9 protein-coding genes are annotated in these 17,856 nt (G+C 35.4%); 4 read left to right on the top strand and 5 right to left on the bottom strand.

The genetic code is table 11. The features are described 5' to 3' along the window. Nucleotides 1-129: 129 nt before the first annotated feature. Entirely contained in the window at nucleotides 130-2,922 is a 2,793-nt protein-coding gene (locus KMW28_RS15940) for a helix-turn-helix and ligand-binding sensor domain-containing protein (RefSeq protein ID WP_169662688.1), read from the top strand. On the opposite strand, the gene KMW28_RS15935 is transcribed toward KMW28_RS15940, so the two are convergent. Further along, nucleotides 2,919-5,702, bottom strand: coding sequence for a helix-turn-helix and ligand-binding sensor domain-containing protein (locus KMW28_RS15935; protein ID WP_169662687.1), 2,784 nt, complete (start codon nucleotides 5,700-5,702; stop codon nucleotides 2,919-2,921). The two genes, KMW28_RS15940 and KMW28_RS15935, sit on opposite strands and share 4 nt — an antisense overlap. A 492-nt stretch (nucleotides 5,703-6,194) precedes the next feature. Here KMW28_RS15935 and KMW28_RS15930 point away from each other — a divergent pair, with 492 nt between their 5' ends. From KMW28_RS15930 to KMW28_RS15920, 3 genes are all read left to right on the top strand, one after another. Beyond that, complete coding sequence (locus tag KMW28_RS15930) at nucleotides 6,195-9,215, top strand: SusC/RagA family TonB-linked outer membrane protein (protein WP_169662686.1); 3,021 nt, start codon at nucleotides 6,195-6,197, stop codon at nucleotides 9,213-9,215. Nucleotides 9,216-9,225: 10 nt separating this feature from the next. Further along, nucleotides 9,226-10,707: a RagB/SusD family nutrient uptake outer membrane protein gene (locus tag KMW28_RS15925; protein ID WP_169662685.1), complete on the top strand. Its 1,482-nt coding sequence runs from the start codon at nucleotides 9,226-9,228 to the stop codon at nucleotides 10,705-10,707. A 73-nt stretch (nucleotides 10,708-10,780) separates the two neighbouring features. Beyond that, nucleotides 10,781-12,121 carry a sulfatase family protein gene (locus KMW28_RS15920; RefSeq protein WP_169662684.1) on the top strand — a complete coding sequence of 447 codons (1,341 nt, stop codon included), beginning with the start codon at nucleotides 10,781-10,783 and terminating at the stop codon, nucleotides 12,119-12,121. A 63-nt stretch (nucleotides 12,122-12,184) separates the two neighbouring features. On the opposite strand, the gene KMW28_RS15915 is transcribed toward KMW28_RS15920, so the two are convergent. Genes KMW28_RS15915 through KMW28_RS15900 form a run of 4 tightly spaced genes read right to left on the bottom strand, consistent with a single transcriptional unit; the run spans nucleotide 12,185 to nucleotide 17,847 of the window. Then, the gene (locus KMW28_RS15915; protein WP_169662683.1) at nucleotides 12,185-12,973 is read right to left on the bottom strand and encodes a hypothetical protein; all 789 of its coding nucleotides are present in this window, start codon (nucleotides 12,971-12,973) and stop codon (nucleotides 12,185-12,187) included. 23 nt (nucleotides 12,974-12,996) lie between these two features. Beyond that, nucleotides 12,997-13,473: a hypothetical protein gene (locus KMW28_RS15910; protein WP_169662682.1), complete on the bottom strand. Its 477-nt coding sequence runs from the start codon at nucleotides 13,471-13,473 to the stop codon at nucleotides 12,997-12,999. Between the two features lies 1 nt (nucleotide 13,474). Next, entirely contained in the window at nucleotides 13,475-14,836 is a 1,362-nt protein-coding gene (locus tag KMW28_RS15905; RefSeq protein WP_169662681.1) for a RagB/SusD family nutrient uptake outer membrane protein, read from the bottom strand. An 11-nt stretch (nucleotides 14,837-14,847) separates the two neighbouring features. Further along, nucleotides 14,848-17,847, bottom strand: coding sequence for a SusC/RagA family TonB-linked outer membrane protein (locus KMW28_RS15900; RefSeq protein WP_169662680.1), 3,000 nt, complete (start codon nucleotides 17,845-17,847; stop codon nucleotides 14,848-14,850). Nucleotides 17,848-17,856: the final 9 nt, after the last annotated feature.

Here is a 17,856-nt window from a genome sequence, read left to right as displayed (position 1 = left end):
CTCAGAATCCTAAATTTTTAACGAAAAAATAGACAACTGCATACTTTTAGTTTTAAAAAGATTAAATATCTCTTGTTTGATCATTTTACTATATATTTTTGAATGCTAATAAGAAACGACTAACCAACAATGAAAAACCAATTTACGTTTTTTACTTTCTCAATTGTGCTGATGATCAACTTCTTTTGTATTGCACAAGATGAAATAAAATTATACACTTCTCCTCAGATTACTTATTATGATAAGGCGGAATACAAAGCCGAACAACAAAATTGGTGTATTGCTCAAGGAGATGATGGCGTGATGTATATGGCCAATACACTTGGTCTTTTAGAATTTGATGGAGAACGATGCATTTTGCATCCAACCGACGCTCCTTTACATACGGTAACGATTCATGATAATGTTATTTATGTGGGCGGTATTAATATTATGGGGTATTTTAAAAAAGAGAATGCCGCCCTTCGATATTATAGTATTAAAGCAAAAGAAGAGATGAACGACGTGATTTGGAAGTCGTTTGTCATCAACAATCAAATCGTTTATCAAGCTTTTGATGGTTTGTACTTTTATCACCTTCAGTCCAATGTGATTACGTATCGACAAATGACCGAAGGGAACATTTCCTTTGCTTACCTGAACGCTACAAAAGATCAGTTCTACTACCAAAATCTTTACAACAACATCAAACTTTCGAATAATCGAAAAGTAATCTCCATTATTGCCCATCCTCAGTTTAAAAAGTGGATCGTAAAATACATACACGAAACACCTGAAGGTTTGGTGATTGGAACCGAATTGAATGGACTGTATTTCTTCAGAAATGGAGAACTCACTCAAGCTCCCAAAGAATTATCAGATTTCATTAAAGAAGGTCGACTAAATGCGGCAACACCTTTAGACAATGAAGGAAATTATGCTTTCGGAACACTTGATAAAGGGTTAATTATTGGGAATATCATCACCGGTAAAATCCAATATATTATCAATTCAAAAAATGGATTAAGCAGTAATCGAATTTATTCATTGTTTCATAAAGATGGCCTGCTTTGGGTAGGAACAGATGTGGGTTTGGCCAAGGTAAACCTTAAATATCCTGTACGTTTTATCAACGATCCATTGGCAGAATTGGGAACGGTTCACGATGCAGAAAACTTTAATGGAAAGCTGTATGTAGGCACAAATCAAGGAGTGTATTTTACCGATCAAGATATTGATAGTCCACAAATTACGTTCACAAAATTGGTGGATTCAGATGGACAAGTGTGGAGTTTAACCCAGGTAGAAAATCAATTGTTTTGCGGGCATAATCGTGGAATTTTTGAGATCACACCCAACTTTGAAAGAAGATGGAGAAATGGAGGTGGTTACACTTTTCTAAAGAGTCAACTTTTTCCAAACCGTATGTATCAAACAAGTTACAGAGGGTTGAATATTTGGGAAAAAAGAAATGGGCGATGGGAGTTTGGGTATCCAATTTTATCAATAAATACACTGACAAAATCAATTTTAGAAGCCAACGATTCCACTTTGTATTGTACAGATGAAGGAAAAGAAGTTTTTAAAATTGAGTTATCAAAAGATGGTCAGCAATTGATGAACATCGAAAAAGTATTTGGAGATAGTTGTGGCTCAAGATTCAACGAATACCAACTATTTACTTTGGGGAATCATCAATTACTCTCTACTTCGAATCGATTAATTGATATTGATGGAAAGAAAAAGCAGTTTCCCTTTAAATCTTTACAGCAAGTTTCTCCAGAAGTAAACGGATATACGCTTATCGCATCAGAAGGAAAATTGCAATTGTATCATTATGAAGATAATACGCTTGTTCCTTTAGAGAATTCCCTTTCCGAATTAGTACAGCGACAAGTTTATGGTTATGAGAATATTAGTCAGCTAGACGATGAGCATTTATTGATGTCCTTTACCAAGGGAGTAGGAATTTTTAAACCTCAGGATTTAGAAGATTATCATTATGCCTTTTCTCCTCCAGAGGTAAGAGGAATTTATTTTTCTGATGTTTGGAACAAAGAAATTTATAACGGTTCCACCAAAGAAATACCATTTGATTACAATTCGGTGAAAATCGAATTCTCTACAAAAAATTATTTTGAGAAGGTTAACTATAGCGTTAAGTTAACTGGAATTGATGCCGATTGGGTAAATGTTGAGGAAAAAGCAGAGATGAGTTATCAGAATTTACCTTATGGGGAGTATACTTTTATGATTAAAGACAATACTTCCCAGTTGCAGACAAATTATACGTTTAGAATTCTTCGACCTTGGTATTTATCAAATACTCTTTTAGTAGTGTATGCGCTTTTGATTATAGGGGCGATCTATTTTCTAATCCTCGGCATCAGATTTTATATTCGATGGGAAAGAAAAAAGATGCTCATTTTAAAGCGAAAAGATCTGAATATTCAGAGGGAAAGAAATAAAAGAGAAATTGAGGTCATCAAATCGAAAAACCTTAAAATTGAATTGTTGGATAAAGACGAAAGTCTATCGGAAATGATTGCCAACAATATCAAAAACAAAGAAATTATAAATGAGCTAAAAGAGGAAGTGGTGACTTACGATGAAGTGAAACACCAGAATAAAAATGGGTTGATCAAAAAGATGAACACCATCCTCAACTCAAAATACAATGATATTGAAAATTGGTTGGTCTTCGAGGCGAGCTTCAAAAAGCTTCACCCCGGATTCTTTGATAACCTAAAGAGTAAACATCCTAATCTGACAAAAGAAGATTTAAAACTGTGTACCTATCTTAAAATAAATTTGTCTTCCAAAGAATTGTCCAGATTGTTTAACATTACCCCTCAAAGTGTTGATTTAAAGCGTTATCGTTTAAGGAAAAAAATGCAATTGGATCGATCTGTTAACCTCACCGAATACATCAGTTCGTTCTAAATCGATTTTAGGTAATCTTGCAGCGTAACACCTTTTTCTAAACCTAATTTCTTTCTTAGGCGGTACCTTTTCAGTTCCACACTTCTTTCGGTAATATTAAAAAGCGGGGCGATTTCTTTGGAACTTTTATTCACTAGAATATAGCCACAAAGTTTTAAATCGCCCTCTTTTAAATTGGGATGTTTTTCTGATAAAGCTTTGAAAAAGCGATCGTATTGTACGAAAATATTATTCTCCGAAAGCAGTGCCTTTTTCTCAATAATTCGATTAATCTTTCCCAATTCAGAGGACTTGATGATCACTTTGTCTCTTTTAATGCTATTAATTTCCTTATCTATCTTATTGATAATCTCCTCCTGTTTTTCTTTATCCAACAATAGTTGCGTCAGCTTATTTTCGTTGTGATGGACCTGTTTATTCAACTGTATTTTTTGTTCGGATAGCTTCTGGTTTTCAATCATTAATCGCATCTGATTTAAATAAGAACGCTCATGTAATAGCATTTTTAGTTTTTGTTTTCTCAGCAACATCAAATGGAATCGGTAGATGGAAATGCCTAAAAGCAGAATAATCAAAAAGTAAATTCCATAAGCAATTTTCGACTGATACCATCTAGGGGCAATGGTAAAAGAAAAACGTTTTATGTTGGTACTCCCCTTAATTCTAACCATCAAGTCGTACTCCCCACTTCTTAGATTCTGAATAGTGATACTATTCTCCTCCGTGTCTTGCCATTGCTGATGATGATTAGTCAGACGATATTCGAAAACAGGTGAATTGTTCCATTGAAAATCAGTTAGATCGAATTGGACAGAATTGTAATTAGCTGGTATATCATTGATATCAATACTTTTGGCCAGTTTATTATTCTTTTCATCAAAAAACTGATAGTTGACGATTTCTACCTTCAAGTCATTCTCTTGTAAACTTTCCAACTTTTCTGAATTGATAAATGCGATGCCGTTCGTTAGTAAAATACCAAATATCACTTCATCAATTTTAGAGATTTTATTAAAGCGGTAAACCAAATTTTCCCCCAACTTACTGATAGAACTTTCGAGCGGGTGCCATTTATCAGAAAACAATCCGATGGACTTATTCTTTACTGCTAAGTATTTCCCATTTATTTCTGGCGATAAATAAGAAATATGATCCCATTCCTCAGAAAGTGCATTGAGCTGATTGTTCTTAAAGAGGTAATTGTCCTTTTTGCCCGTCAAGACAATCAGAGAATCGTTGTATTTGGTAAGCTGAATTCTACTGATATCTGCATTCCATTCGTCTAACTGATACTTTCGATTTTCAATAAGTTCAGAATAATCTTTATTAAAAGTGATTTTATAAAGCGTATTCTCGAATGTGGAAATCAGAAACTTATGAGAGGAAAGGGCAAATATATTCTTAATGATAATGCCCCCGAGATAATGATTTACATCGTTTCCCCATTTTTCATTTTTGAAATTGAAAAACGCTAATCCATTAAAATTACTGGCAATAATGACGTTTTTGGATTCAGGAGGGATAATCACATTACTTAAACCACGGATATCGTTTATCTTTTCAACCGAATTTTCATGGAGTTTAAACAGTCCATGACTATGACCACATAAAATATGATCTTCGACTTTAAATAGTTTCCAAGCCTGACCTCTTGTTTCCAATAATAATTTAAATCGATGAAAATTATTCTGTGTTCTTGTCGCTCTAAAGACACCTTTGTTGGTTGCTACATAATACCCATCATCGTTGCTAATTAAATCTATAATTTTCCCCAGCTTATTTTGAGTATCTTTTATTAATTCTACCGGCGAGTTAAGATCACAAAGTGCAATTCCATTCCCTGAAGCAATCCATAAATAGCCATTTTTATAGGCCAAACCATGTATTCTGTTATTTTTTAGTCCGTTATTGGTATGGATATGATAATGAATATTCCCACCTAAATCGCCCACAATTACACCTCCATCAAAAGTGGCAAAAGCGTAGGTTTCTTTACCGATTTTAATTCCTTTATTGATGCGGTATTTTCTTAACTGTTCCGATAGTTTATTCTTTATCGGTTTTATGTTACCATTTTTCAGAACAAATAACCCATGACTTACTTCACCCAAAAGGATTTCATCAGCATTTATCTGATCGATAAACTGTATTTTACTGTTTTTTACATGAGGGAATTTGATTCTAGTTTTAACAAATGTTTTAGGATTGTAAGTGATCACATCATTTTCTACCAAATGGAAGATAATATTATGATCGGTAGGGTAGGCATAGGTAGTAAAAGCGGCATCTATCATTCTTACCTCACCTTTTGATGTTAAAAGATAGATATCAGAAAAGGTTTGAAAGACCAATTGATCTTTATATTTAAAAATTTTCCAGTATTCTTCTTCAGATTTTGGAAAGGCTTTTATACTATGATATTCGAGTTTACCATTTATTCTTTTAAAATATCCTGCCGTTTTCTTTCCACCCACATAAATCAAATTATCTGTGGCATAGACACACCTTAAATTGTATTTGGTAGGGTAGAGCGTCCACCTTTCGCCATCAAATTCTAACAAACCTTGTTCGTTGGCAAAATAGACAAACCCTTTAGGAGCAATACTCACGTCCCAATTGATTTTTTCGGCTTGGTAAACCTGACTTTCATACAACTCAATCGGTGGACTTATCTCAAATAGAAATTCATCAGAATAATTTCCTTTGGTTTCAGTTTGTATTGAGATGAGAAGTAATAATAAGCTAATAAAATAGAGTGTTCGTTCGTTAAATTGTTTCATTTTTCTTATCCAATATGCTTGAATAATTGCTTGCCCTTAATTAGTAGTAGAGATTTTTAGTTTTTTATGGACAATAGCAATTAAAAGACTGTAGTTCTTGTGACAAAACTACATATTTTTTAAAGGATTCTCGGAGAGAAACACTTAAACTTACTTAAGAGTAGTGTGATTATAGTAGTCATTAACTAAAGGATGTAGACGATGATAAGATTTTGATGAGTTTCACCTCATCATTTTTATTTCATTTTATCTTTAGCGATGATAGGAAAAGAGTAAACGTATTGATAATAAGCTAGTTAAACGTGATGAGAAAATGATGTAATGATGTAGTAGGGAGAAAGTTTAAATAACCCTTTTAGCTACTGATATTGCAGTACAATTTAAATGTTGATACAACAGTTATCGGGTAACCGAAATGAATGAATTACCAACTATGCCCGAATGTAATCAATGGATATTTGGTTTAATTTTTAGTTAATTAAAATTACTTCAATGCTAAATAAAACTACACTAATTTTTGTCTTTTTAATGTGCTGTATGGGTGTCACCACCTACGCACAACATCTAGTAAAAGGTCAGGTAACCGATGAGTCCAATATGGGATTGCCTGGTGTAAACATCAAAATTAATGGTACGTCTGAAGGTGCCATTACAGACCTTGAGGGAAGGTATCAAATTGGTCCTTTAAATGCAGATGCTGAACTGATTTTTTCTTATATCGGTATGGAATCTCAGACCATCACCGTAGGAACACAAAAAGAAATCAATGTTCTACTAATGCCAAAAGCAAGTGAATTGGATGAATTGGTTGTTATTGGTTACGGAGAAGCTAAATCCCAAGATTTAACCTCTCCAATTACAACGGTGTCTAGCGAGGAAATTACATCCATGAATACTTCTTCTGCAATGAGTGCTATCCAAGGTAAAGTTCCTGGTGTAAACATTGTTAATAGTGGTGTGCCAGGCGAAGGACCATCCGTTAGGATTAGAGGTGTTGGATCTTTAGGAGATGCAAGTCCACTTTATGTTGTAGATGGAATGTTCTTGGAGGATATCAACTTTATTAACCCGAATGATATTGAATCGATGTCCATTCTAAAAGATGCCTCTGCAGCAGCTATCTATGGTGTAAGAGCAGCGAATGGTGTAGTGATCATCACTACTAAGAGTGGTTCTGAGGACCAAAAAATGAGAGTAACTTACGATGGTTACTATGGTGTACAACATGTACAGCAAACCATGAAAATGGCCAATACGGAACAATATGCTAACCTTTTGAGAGCATCAGGTGATAAAGATTTCGAGATGTTATTGACTAAATCGATGGAACATTATGGAAGTCATAACGGAAATCCATCGACAGATACTGATTGGTATAACGAATTAGTCAACAACTTTGCAAGCATCCAAAATCATGGTGTCAGTTTAAATGGAGGTTTTGAGAATACTACCTACTCTTTTGGTGTAAACTACTTTAATCAAGAAAGTACAATGAACGCAGGTGGTTTCTATGAAAGACTAAGTGTACGTTCTAAAGTTGATTTCAAATTAACGGAGAAATTCAAATTAGGAACCAACTTGATGATCACGAATGAATTTCGTCAGAAAGATCATATAACGGCTTGGTCGGATGCATTCCGTGCGGCACCAATTTATCCTGTATATGAAAAAGATGGTGTGGATAATGGAGACTTTCCTGGTAGATATGCGAATCCTCATCACTTAGGATACCATTCTTACTATGCCAACCCAATGGCAATGTCAGATTACCACAGTAATGACAGAACAAAATATACACGTATATTACCTTCGTTTACTGCTGAGTACAAACCTATCTTAGATCTATCGCTTCGTTCAGCACTAAGTATGGATATGGGCTTCGATAGAGGTAGAAAATACACTCCAGCATTTGTGCATGGTGATATCCAAAATCCATTGTCTCAACTGGATAAATACAACCAATGGAACTCAAATTATATTTGGGATAACACGGCAACATATTCAAAAGAATTAGGAAATCATCATTTCTCTATCATGGGTGGTTTTTCAGTAAGAGAAGAAACAAGAAGAAAGCTATCTGTAGGTATTAGTGATGTTCCAGAGGGAAGAGAAGAATACTACTACATTACGAACGGTGATCTTAACTCATTTAGAGGTACAGAGGAAGGCAGACGAGATAGAGGTGTATCTGCATTCTCTAGAATGAGCTATAATTACGACGAAAAGTATTTACTATCGCTTACAATGCGTGCGGATGGTAGTTCTAAATACCAAGATAAATGGGGTTATTTCCCATCGATTGGTGCAGGTTGGGTCATCTCTAACGAGGAATTTCTAAAGTCGGCAAATACACCAATTGACTTTTTGAAAGTTCGTGCTAGTTGGGGTCTATTAGGTAATGATAAAATTGATGCTAATAGAGGTGTTGCAGCGGTAGAAAGTGGAGGTATAAATCAGTCTGCAATTTACAATGGTCAGTTTGTGCCAGGTATGTTGAACAACACCTTGTTCTCTCACTTAGGATGGGAATTGGTTGAAGAAACAAACGTAGGTATTGATGTAAAACTATTGGATTACCGTTTAGATGTTGAAGTAGATTACTTCAGAAGAGATACTAAGAACATGGCAGTTCATAACCAAAAGAATTTTACAAGCCAAACAGTTAGAGAAAACACTGGTTCTGTCAGAAATTCAGGTATTGAGTTTATGGTCAATTGGAGTGATAAGATTGGTAAATTAAGATACTCTGTTGGTGCCAATGCGACTTACCTTAGAAACAGTGTGATCGATTTAGGAGATCAGCCATATTTATTCCATAATAGTCCAGAGTTCCGTCAGATCTCAACAGTTGGAATGCCAATGTATTCTTTCTTTGGTTGGAAAACAGATGGAGTTTATCAAAATCAAGCAGAAATAGAAGCGTGTGATATCGCTAAGGCAAATGGTTTAAAACCAGGTGATTTCAGATTTGTAGATACAAACGGTGATGGGGTAATTGATGATGAGGATAGGCAAATTTTAGGAAACTACCACCCAAATTGGTCATATGGGTTCAACATCAATTTGAACTATAAGAATTGGGGGCTTGGCGTTGTATTCCAAGGAGTAAGTGGTGTAGATATTCTTAACATGAAGAGAGGAGAAGTCAACAAAAACCCTATCAATAATATCGATAGAGATTTAGCCACTAACCTTTGGTCACCAGAGAATCCTACGAATAAATATCCATCAGCAGAAGGTTTATTTAACCCCTGGAACACAGGTAGATTTACAGACTTTTATATAGAAGATGGTTCTTATTTCAGAATCCAGAACATCCGTTTTAGCTATGATTTACCTCAACAAACTGCCGAAAAGATGAAATTACAAGGAATGCAAATTTACCTAAATGCAGATAGACCATATACTCATTTTCATACAAACGGATTTACTCCAGAAGTAGGAAACGGTATTGATTATGATATGCACCCAATTGCAGCAGTTTATTCACTTGGTTTAAAAGTAAATTTCTAAGACAACAGTAATGAAAAAATTAAATAAAAGCATCGTTTTAGTTTTTGCTGTACTTTTCTCATCATGTACACAATGGCTAGATATTTTACCTGAAGGAACGGTTCCATCAGACGAAATAGATTTCTCAAGAACAGAAAATATGTACAGTACTGTAGTAGGTGTATCAGCTATTACAAGAGAGAGATTAACACAATGGGAATTATGGCCTCTTATTAATGTAAGAGCTGATAATGTTACGAAAGGTGGAAGTAATTTGAACGATCAATATGCATTTTATCAAGCTGAAACTTTTGATTATAATGGTGTATCAGGATACTTCGCATTAAATAATGCATGGACAGCTTGGTATCAGGTAATTGTTAAGACACACGAAAATAAAATACTTCTTGATAACTACAGAGAGTTTTTAACTACAGACGAAGAAAGAGATTTAGCTGATAGTTATGAAGCCGAAATAAGATTTTATAGAGCCTATTTTTATTTCTTATTAAGTAATATGTTTGGAGAGATTCCGATTATCGATCCAAGTAACTTATATGGTCTGAATGTACCAAAGAAAAAGGTGGAAACGGTAAGAACAATGATTCATGAAGAATTGGATTACGCAATTGCACATTTACCAGCTATCCGTCCTGACGAAAGAGGTGATTATCCTGGTGCAGTAACTAAATACACTGCCATGATGTTAAAAGCGAAATTAGCTTTATACCAAAAGGATTATACAACTGCTCAACAGTTAACTGATGAGATTATCAATAAAGGCGGATTCGAACTTTATGAGGATTACTACAACTTGTTTAAACAGCCAGGTAACCTAAGTAAAGAATCGTTATTTGAGTTACAATTCTCAGATTTTGGAGCGGACAATGGACCACAAGTAGCAGCAACAATATGGTTTAGGCACCAATCATATAGAGATGGTGTGTATCCAGGTTGGGGATTCTGTTTACTAAAACAAGAGTACATCGAATTTATGAATAAAAGACAAGAGTCGGTTCGATTTGATGTCGCAGTTCTAGAATCAGGTGTAGAAACGCCAGCAGGCGAAATGATTCCATTATTCCAACCGGCATATTTAGACGGAAATAAAGCACATTATAATGGTAAAGTGTATTCTCCAGAAGAGCATAATACTACAGGTAGACCTGAATATGGTGTGAATAACAACGTTATTGTTTTAAGATATGCAGATGTTCTATTGATGAATGCAGAAGCTAAAATCATGTTAGGTCAAAGTGGAGACACTCCATTAAATAAAGTAAGAACTAGAGCCAAATTAGATCCGATTTCTGGTGCCACAATGCAAGATGTTATGGACGAGAGATATGCAGAACTTTCAATGGAATGGGGCGACCGTTTCTACGATCTTGTAAGATGGAATAAAGCAAAAGATTTACTTCCAGGTTTTGTAGAAGGACAACACGAATTCTATCCAATTCCTTTAGGTCAGTTAGATCTAAATCCAATTTGGAGAGAAGACGCAACAGAGTAAGTTTTAAATAATAAATAACATCCTAATGTTTAAATATGTAATGGCGATCCCTTTTCTCATGCTTTTTTCTTGCATGAAAACGGATCAAAAAAAAGAAATTGATAAACCCAATGTCATTCTAATTGTTGCAGACGACATGGGAATGGGAGATGCAGGTTACTTGGGAGCCAATGATATCAGAACACCAAATATTGATCTGTTGGCGAAATCAGGAATTCAGTTTAATCAGGGTTACGTAACCGCTTCGGTATGTGGTCCTTCTCGTTCAGGAATGATGACAGGTGTATACCAACAACGTTTCGGATATGGAGCCAATATCCCAGAGGAAAAATGGATAACTGGAGAGTTGGACAGTTTAGGTATTCCTACTACACAACCAATGATGGCTGAATTACTAAAAGAGCAAGGTTATACCACTCAGTTAGTAGGTAAGTGGCACCTTGGTTTAGACGATCATTTAAGACCAAACGAAAGAGGATTCGACGAATTCTATGGTTTCTTAAATGGTTCTCATGACTATTACAGAGCGGAAAAAGAATTTACGAAGAATAGAGATTTTTGGCCGATCTTCAGAAATAAAGAAATGGTCGACTATGAAGGTTACACAACAGAAGTATTTACTGATGAAACGGTAAACTTTATCAAAAAGAACAAAGACCGTCCGTTTTTCTCTTATGTATCTTATAACGCAGTGCATTATCCGTGGCAAGTACCTCAAAAGTACATCGATCGTTTAGGACATATTGAAGAAGAAGAACGTCGTCTTTTCTCAGGAATGACTTTAGCGATGGATGATGGTATTGGTCGTATCGTTGAGGCTTTAAAAGAAGAAGGAATCTACGAGAACACCATCATTATTTTTGTTGCTGATAACGGATCTCCTGCAAGTGAACAAGGCAGAATGTCTAGAACTGGCGGTTTAAGAGGATGGAAAGGCGATACTTACGAAGGAGGTATTAAAGTACCTTACATTATCAGTTGGCCTAAAAATGTGATGGGTGGAACGGTCTTTAACGATCCTGTAAGTACATTGGATATTGTTCCTACTGTTTGTGGAGTTTTAGGTGTACATGAGAATGGAGCTGAAATTGGCTTTGATGGTGTCAACCTTATTCCTTTCATCAATGGAGATAAAGAAGGAAGACCACACGAGCAATTGTACTTTAGAAGAGTAAAAGACTTTGCTTTCAGACAAGGTGATTATAAAATTGCATTTAATAAAAGAGAAAAAGACTTAGGCGTTCAACTTTTCAATTTAAAAATTGATCCAAACGAACAAAACAATTTGGCGGATCAAGAAAAAGAAATCTTTAATGAGATGTTGGAAACATTTCATCGTTGGGATAGCAAGTTACCAGCCAATCGTTGGTTAGGACACCCATACAATAGAAGAGTAGAGCAATTGTCAAAATAATAAGAAAGGCTGGTGGAAAAATTTCCATCAGCCTTTTGTGTGTTAACCTTATGTTTGTACTGATTACTCAGCTTTTTTGAATACGTAGTGAGATGCACCAGTTCCGTATATATTATCAGTATTTTCAACAATTAGTTGACCTTCTTCATTAAAGAAAATTCTATCCGCATTGTCTTTTAGTACTTTTGAATAATTTAATAACATATCAGTGTAAGATAATTCAGATACATCATTTTGTTTAACAGTAAAAATGATCATTCCAGTATCAGCATCACTGATTTCGTCAACATCTAAACCTTCAGCTGCAAATGGGCCTGCCAATGCAGATTTAGCATCAGCCATCAACTCTTCTTGAGGTAATACAAGGAATCCTAAATCAGCAAAATCAGGATATAATGTATTTTGATAATCTAAGATTAGGTTATATAAATCATCGCCCTCTGCAGGGATATTTACAGAAACATCATAGTGATCGCCTTCTTTAGTAAAAGACAAAGTGAAGTCTTTAGGTTGAACTGCTTTTGCCTTTAAGATTTTAGTATTAGCAAAAGCATTAGTACCTGCTTGGTCACTTTCCTTAGCGACTAATAATTCATCAGAAGGAACGAACTCTACTAGTTTCCAATCATCTTCTACCATTGCTTTAAAGATAGAATCAGAAGTTGCTGCCAATTCTTGTCTTGTTTGTTCTTGAATTTCTTCTTCAGTTAGAGGTGGTTTTTCTGTATCTGGATTCTCAGTATCAGGTTTTTCTACCTCAGGTGTAACATCTTTGTCATCTGAGCTACATGATGAAACTGCTATTGCTAAAAAAGCAGCGAATAAAAGCGATAATAAATTAAATTTTTTCATTTGTTTGTTGAATTTAGATTGATTTAATATTTGAATAGATATGTTTTAAGACGGGGACGTCTATCTTCATTGTTCTTTTTATTACCCATCAGACCCGGTATTATATTAGGTTGATCTACCTGATCGATGTAGAGAATTAGATTTGTTTTACTAATTTCATCAGGATCAATAGCCTTAGCAGTTACCTTATAATAACCATAGCTACTACCAGCAGCGATTTTCACATCTGTTTGAACTTCGTAATCTACCCCAACTGTTCCATAGCTAGTAGAGTCTACTTTTAAAGTCACAGTAAGTGGTTTATCAATTGGAGTACTGATCGAAATACTATCCATGTGTTCCACTCTAATTTCCTTAGTGGTGTCTTTAGATAATGTAAGCGTTTCTTGATCTCCACTTAAACTCACAAAAGGATCTCCAGTGTAGAACTTATCTTTTGATACCATATCATTACAAGAATAAAAGAACATGGTAATCAGTGCGAGATATAAATATTTCATGTTATTCATTGATGTACGGATTAGAGTTGGTTTCTTCAATTGGAATATCAAAAGTGTATTTAGCATCTCCAGGAGCAAGTTGAGCTCCACTATTTCTTTTTACTACTAAGTTTAATTCTTTTGATAGTCGTTTTAAATCGTAGAATCTTAAGCCTTCTTGGAAGAACTCTTTTCTTCGTTCTGAAAGAATGAAATGTTTATCAAAATTACTTTCTGTAACTTCAGTTTCTCCTCTTGCCACTCTTAGTTTGTTAAATACTTTTAGTGCTTCGGACTTATTACTTGATAAATTTGCTTCTGCATAAATCAAATATTGTTCTGCCAATCTGAAATACTTATAGTTCAACATACGTGTTTCAGTAGCATTATTTTGATCAGCTACATACAGGTACTTCTGAGGTCTTCTTGTGGTCGGATCAATATATTGACTTCCCTTTCTGATATCGTTAAAGTCCATACTCGCAAAGAAATTTTGATCAATCATTACATTATTGGTTTCATACTGATTATGATAATCAATCAATGTCCCTTGATCCGTATCAGATAAGTTGTGTGTCATGAAGATGACTTCTTTATTTTTTGAACCAAATTGATCCGCCCACAACATCCAATAATCAGCTGAATCTAATAATTCGATATTGGTAAAGTCTTTTGAATAATCACTGGCAGTTTGTAAATCACCCTTGTATAAAGCAATTCTTGCTTTTAAAGCTTTCACTGCATCAAGACCAAATACATAGGGAGCATCTGCAGTTGTAGGAGTAAATCCTTTTAGCTTGGCTTCTGCATCAGCTAAATCTTTATCAATTTGATCGAACACTTCATCAAGAGTCGATTGAGGAAGGTATTCTCGGTCTAACTTTAATTTTAATGGAATAGCTAATTCGTTTCCGTTAGAACCATCATAATGCGGAGCATAGATTTCGGTTAAATTAAAGAAGAAGAAAGCTCTTAACGCTTCTGCTTGAGCATATACTTGATCTTTTATCGCTTGTTCTCTATCATTATTGGCAGGAACAACTTCATAATTATCAATAATCACATTAGTTCGTGCGATCATTTGGTATTGTGTGGTCCAAAGTGATGGTTGAGGTCGTGATTGATAATCCCACAAATAGATGAAGTAATTCATAGGTGCATAACCTTGAATAACATTCGTAAAATCGTCAGTTGCATAATCTGTGGCAGAGATATTATTTGTAGGCACTGTCATATCATAATACACTTTTGTCAGTGCTTGTTGATAATATTCTACATTATCAAATGCTTTCTCCGAAGACACCACGTTGTCCGGATCGATATCAATCAATGAACATGAGGATACCGTTGCTGCGAAGAAGATGAATAGGATGAATTTTTTCATGAGTTAGTAGCTTAGAATGTAACGTCAACACCTAGAGTATATGATTGTAATAATGGCTGACCAATACCTGTCACCTCTGGATCAATACCTTGATATTTGGTGAAAGTATACAAGTTGTTGGCCTGTGCTGTAATCATAAAGTTTTCTACATGCTTAAGCTGTAAGTATTTCTGTAGATTGTATCGTACCGTAATGTTCTTGATTCTAACATAACTAGCATCCTCTAAGAATAAAGAGTTCGCCGTATTATCAGTAAAGAATTTAGGGTAAGGGTAAGGTTTAACATCCCCCGATTGTAACCAAATCTCATCATAGAAACCTGCGAATGGAACTTCACCGTTTTTCACGTTTTGTACCATTGTCCCCTTCAAGTTATTGTAGTTTACACCACCAAAACCAAACGTTAATAACATAGAAACCTCTAGGTTTTTGTAATTGAAGATGTTGGTTAAACCACCTGTATATGGATGGTTATAGGTACCAAACCCTATCATTTGCGGAGCATTACTACCACCTACTAATTCCCCAGATCTTGTATAATAAATAGGGACACCATTTACAGGGTTAACACCTGCCCAATGCTTAACAAAAGCAGAATTGATTGGTTCACCTACTTTGAAATACCCTTCGGATCCGACTCTGATTTCGTCTTGTCCATACAAATCAGTAATCTCATTGATATTGTAAGCAACATTTAAACGAGAAGTCCAACGGAAGTGGTCTGTTCTAATCGGCACTCCGCTTAAGGTTAATTCTATACCTTTATTTTGAAGCGCACCAATATTTTGTAGCAAACTTGTATAACCGTTTGAGGCAGGAATATCTATAGTCGATAATAGGTCGTCAGTATTTTTGACATAGGCCTCCAAAGTACCATATAATCTATGATCAAGTAATCCGAAATCAACGGCAGCTGACCATTGTTTTGTTTTCTCAAATTTCAAATCAGGATTGTAGAATTCTACTAGGTTAATCATTCTGTCTCCTCTATAAGTATCACTGTTCGTGAAATCATAGAATGGCATACCTAGTGTCTGACGAATACCTCCTGAGTTGTAATTCAAACCGTAAGAAACTCTCCATTTCAACTGATCAAATAATGTATTGTTGGCCATGAAATCTTCAGCTTTCATATCCCAAGCAACACCAGCACCGTAAGCACCTACAAATTGTTTTTCTTTAGGTAGGATAGAGGATCCATCAAATCTAACTGATCCAGTAAAATCATATTTTGATTTATAGCTATAGGAGAATCGACCATAGAAACCTAATAACCCATCGTTAAACTTAGAGTTATTGATTGTAGCCTGTGGATTTGCTCCAATTGTAGGGTCTACTTTTGGAGAAAGACCTACACTATTATAACCAAAGCCCCAGTTATTGTTTTGGATGTATTCTGTACCAGCAGCAACCGTTACAAAATGATCCCCAAAAGCTTTCATAAAGTCTGCACTTAAGTTCAAACGATTGGTCGTCGTTTTTGATTGACCTTTGGATACTCTACCACCAATTTGCAAGTCTGTAACTCCATTGGGGTTAGCTAAATTCACGGTTGTATTTTCTGACTCAGAGTAGGATAAACCATACTCCGCTCTAAGGTTTATTTCTTTCGTTAACTTGTAAGAAATCTTAGGATTGATGTTCAATCGCCAAGTCGTATTCTCACTGTAATTGTTGTACAACTCATCGAAAGGATTTTCGAAGTTTACACCTGCTATGTTCGTATTTCTTGATACATACGCCGTATCATTTACAGTTTCATAAGGCTGTAAGGTGTAGATTAAACGTGCCGGGGAAGTTGCCGATCTTGAACGTTCACTTCTTGCAATGGAAGCATCAAAACCTACAGATAATCTATCGTTGATATTATGGTCTAAACTGAAACGAGTAGCGAAACGTTTTGCCCAAGAGTTTTTGTAAGAACCATCTTCATCATAGTAGTTGGCAGATACGAAATATCTCGTATTGTCCACACCACCTGATATACTCATTTGTAAATCTTTTACTTGACCTACTCTAGAAAGTTCTTTGTACCAATTGGTATTGATTCCTTCTAATTCAGCATATTTTTGTGCTTTGTAATCTAAAACAGGGCCAATATCACCTGGTCTAGGAGAATACACATAACCTAGTCCATTGGTAATACCCAATTCTCTTTCTAATGCTAACTTTTCTTTAGATCCCATCAAATCTATACCTCCTAATCCACCGATCGGACGAATAGTATGTTGGTAACGTACATTGTAAGTGGTTTTCCCCACAATACCTCTTTTGGTTTTTATCTCGATTACACCATTCGCCCCACGAGTACCGTATTCTACAGTAGATAAACCATCTTTCAAGACTTTGATTTCTACGATATCATCAGGATTGATCGTCGCAAATACAGCAGAGGTAATAGGGATACCATTCATGATATACAGTGGCTCGTTGGCAGTATTGAATGTGGTCAATTCCTCATCTTTTGATCTTATACCTAAGGAGTTATTACCACGTATTCTTATCTGAGAAGCTTCACCAGGTTCACCCGTTGCTTGAACAGCTAAACCCGCTACTTGACCTTGAAGTAACTGATCAAACGATCCTGCTGGAGTACCTGTGGAGAACACTTTGGTGTCGATTTTACTGACAGAACCAGTAATTGAACGAGCATCTTTTTGACTCTCCCCAAATACAGTTACTGTTTCCAAGTTTTCAACGGCAGGGCTCAACTGAACATCAATTAATGATCGATCGCCTACTGTTGCTACTTGTTCCTGATAGCCAATGTAGTGGAACACAAGCGTTGTGTTCTTTGATAAGCCACCAATCTTATAGTGACCATCATAGTCAGTTACCACACCCGATGTTGTATTTTCTATGATAACGTTCACACCAATAAGGGGTTCACCCGTTTCAGCATCAGTTACCATACCTTTCACCTCAACCTGTTCTTGTGCAAACAATTGAGATGAAGACAGAAATAAGCAGATGGATAATATTGAAGTAAGTATTTTGTTATTAGTTAACATGATAGTTTA

It is taken from the genome of Flammeovirga yaeyamensis (assembly GCF_018736045.1).
Lineage (GTDB): Bacteria > Bacteroidota > Bacteroidia > Cytophagales > Flammeovirgaceae > Flammeovirga > Flammeovirga yaeyamensis.
This window is presented reverse-complemented; position numbering and strand designations above follow the sequence as displayed.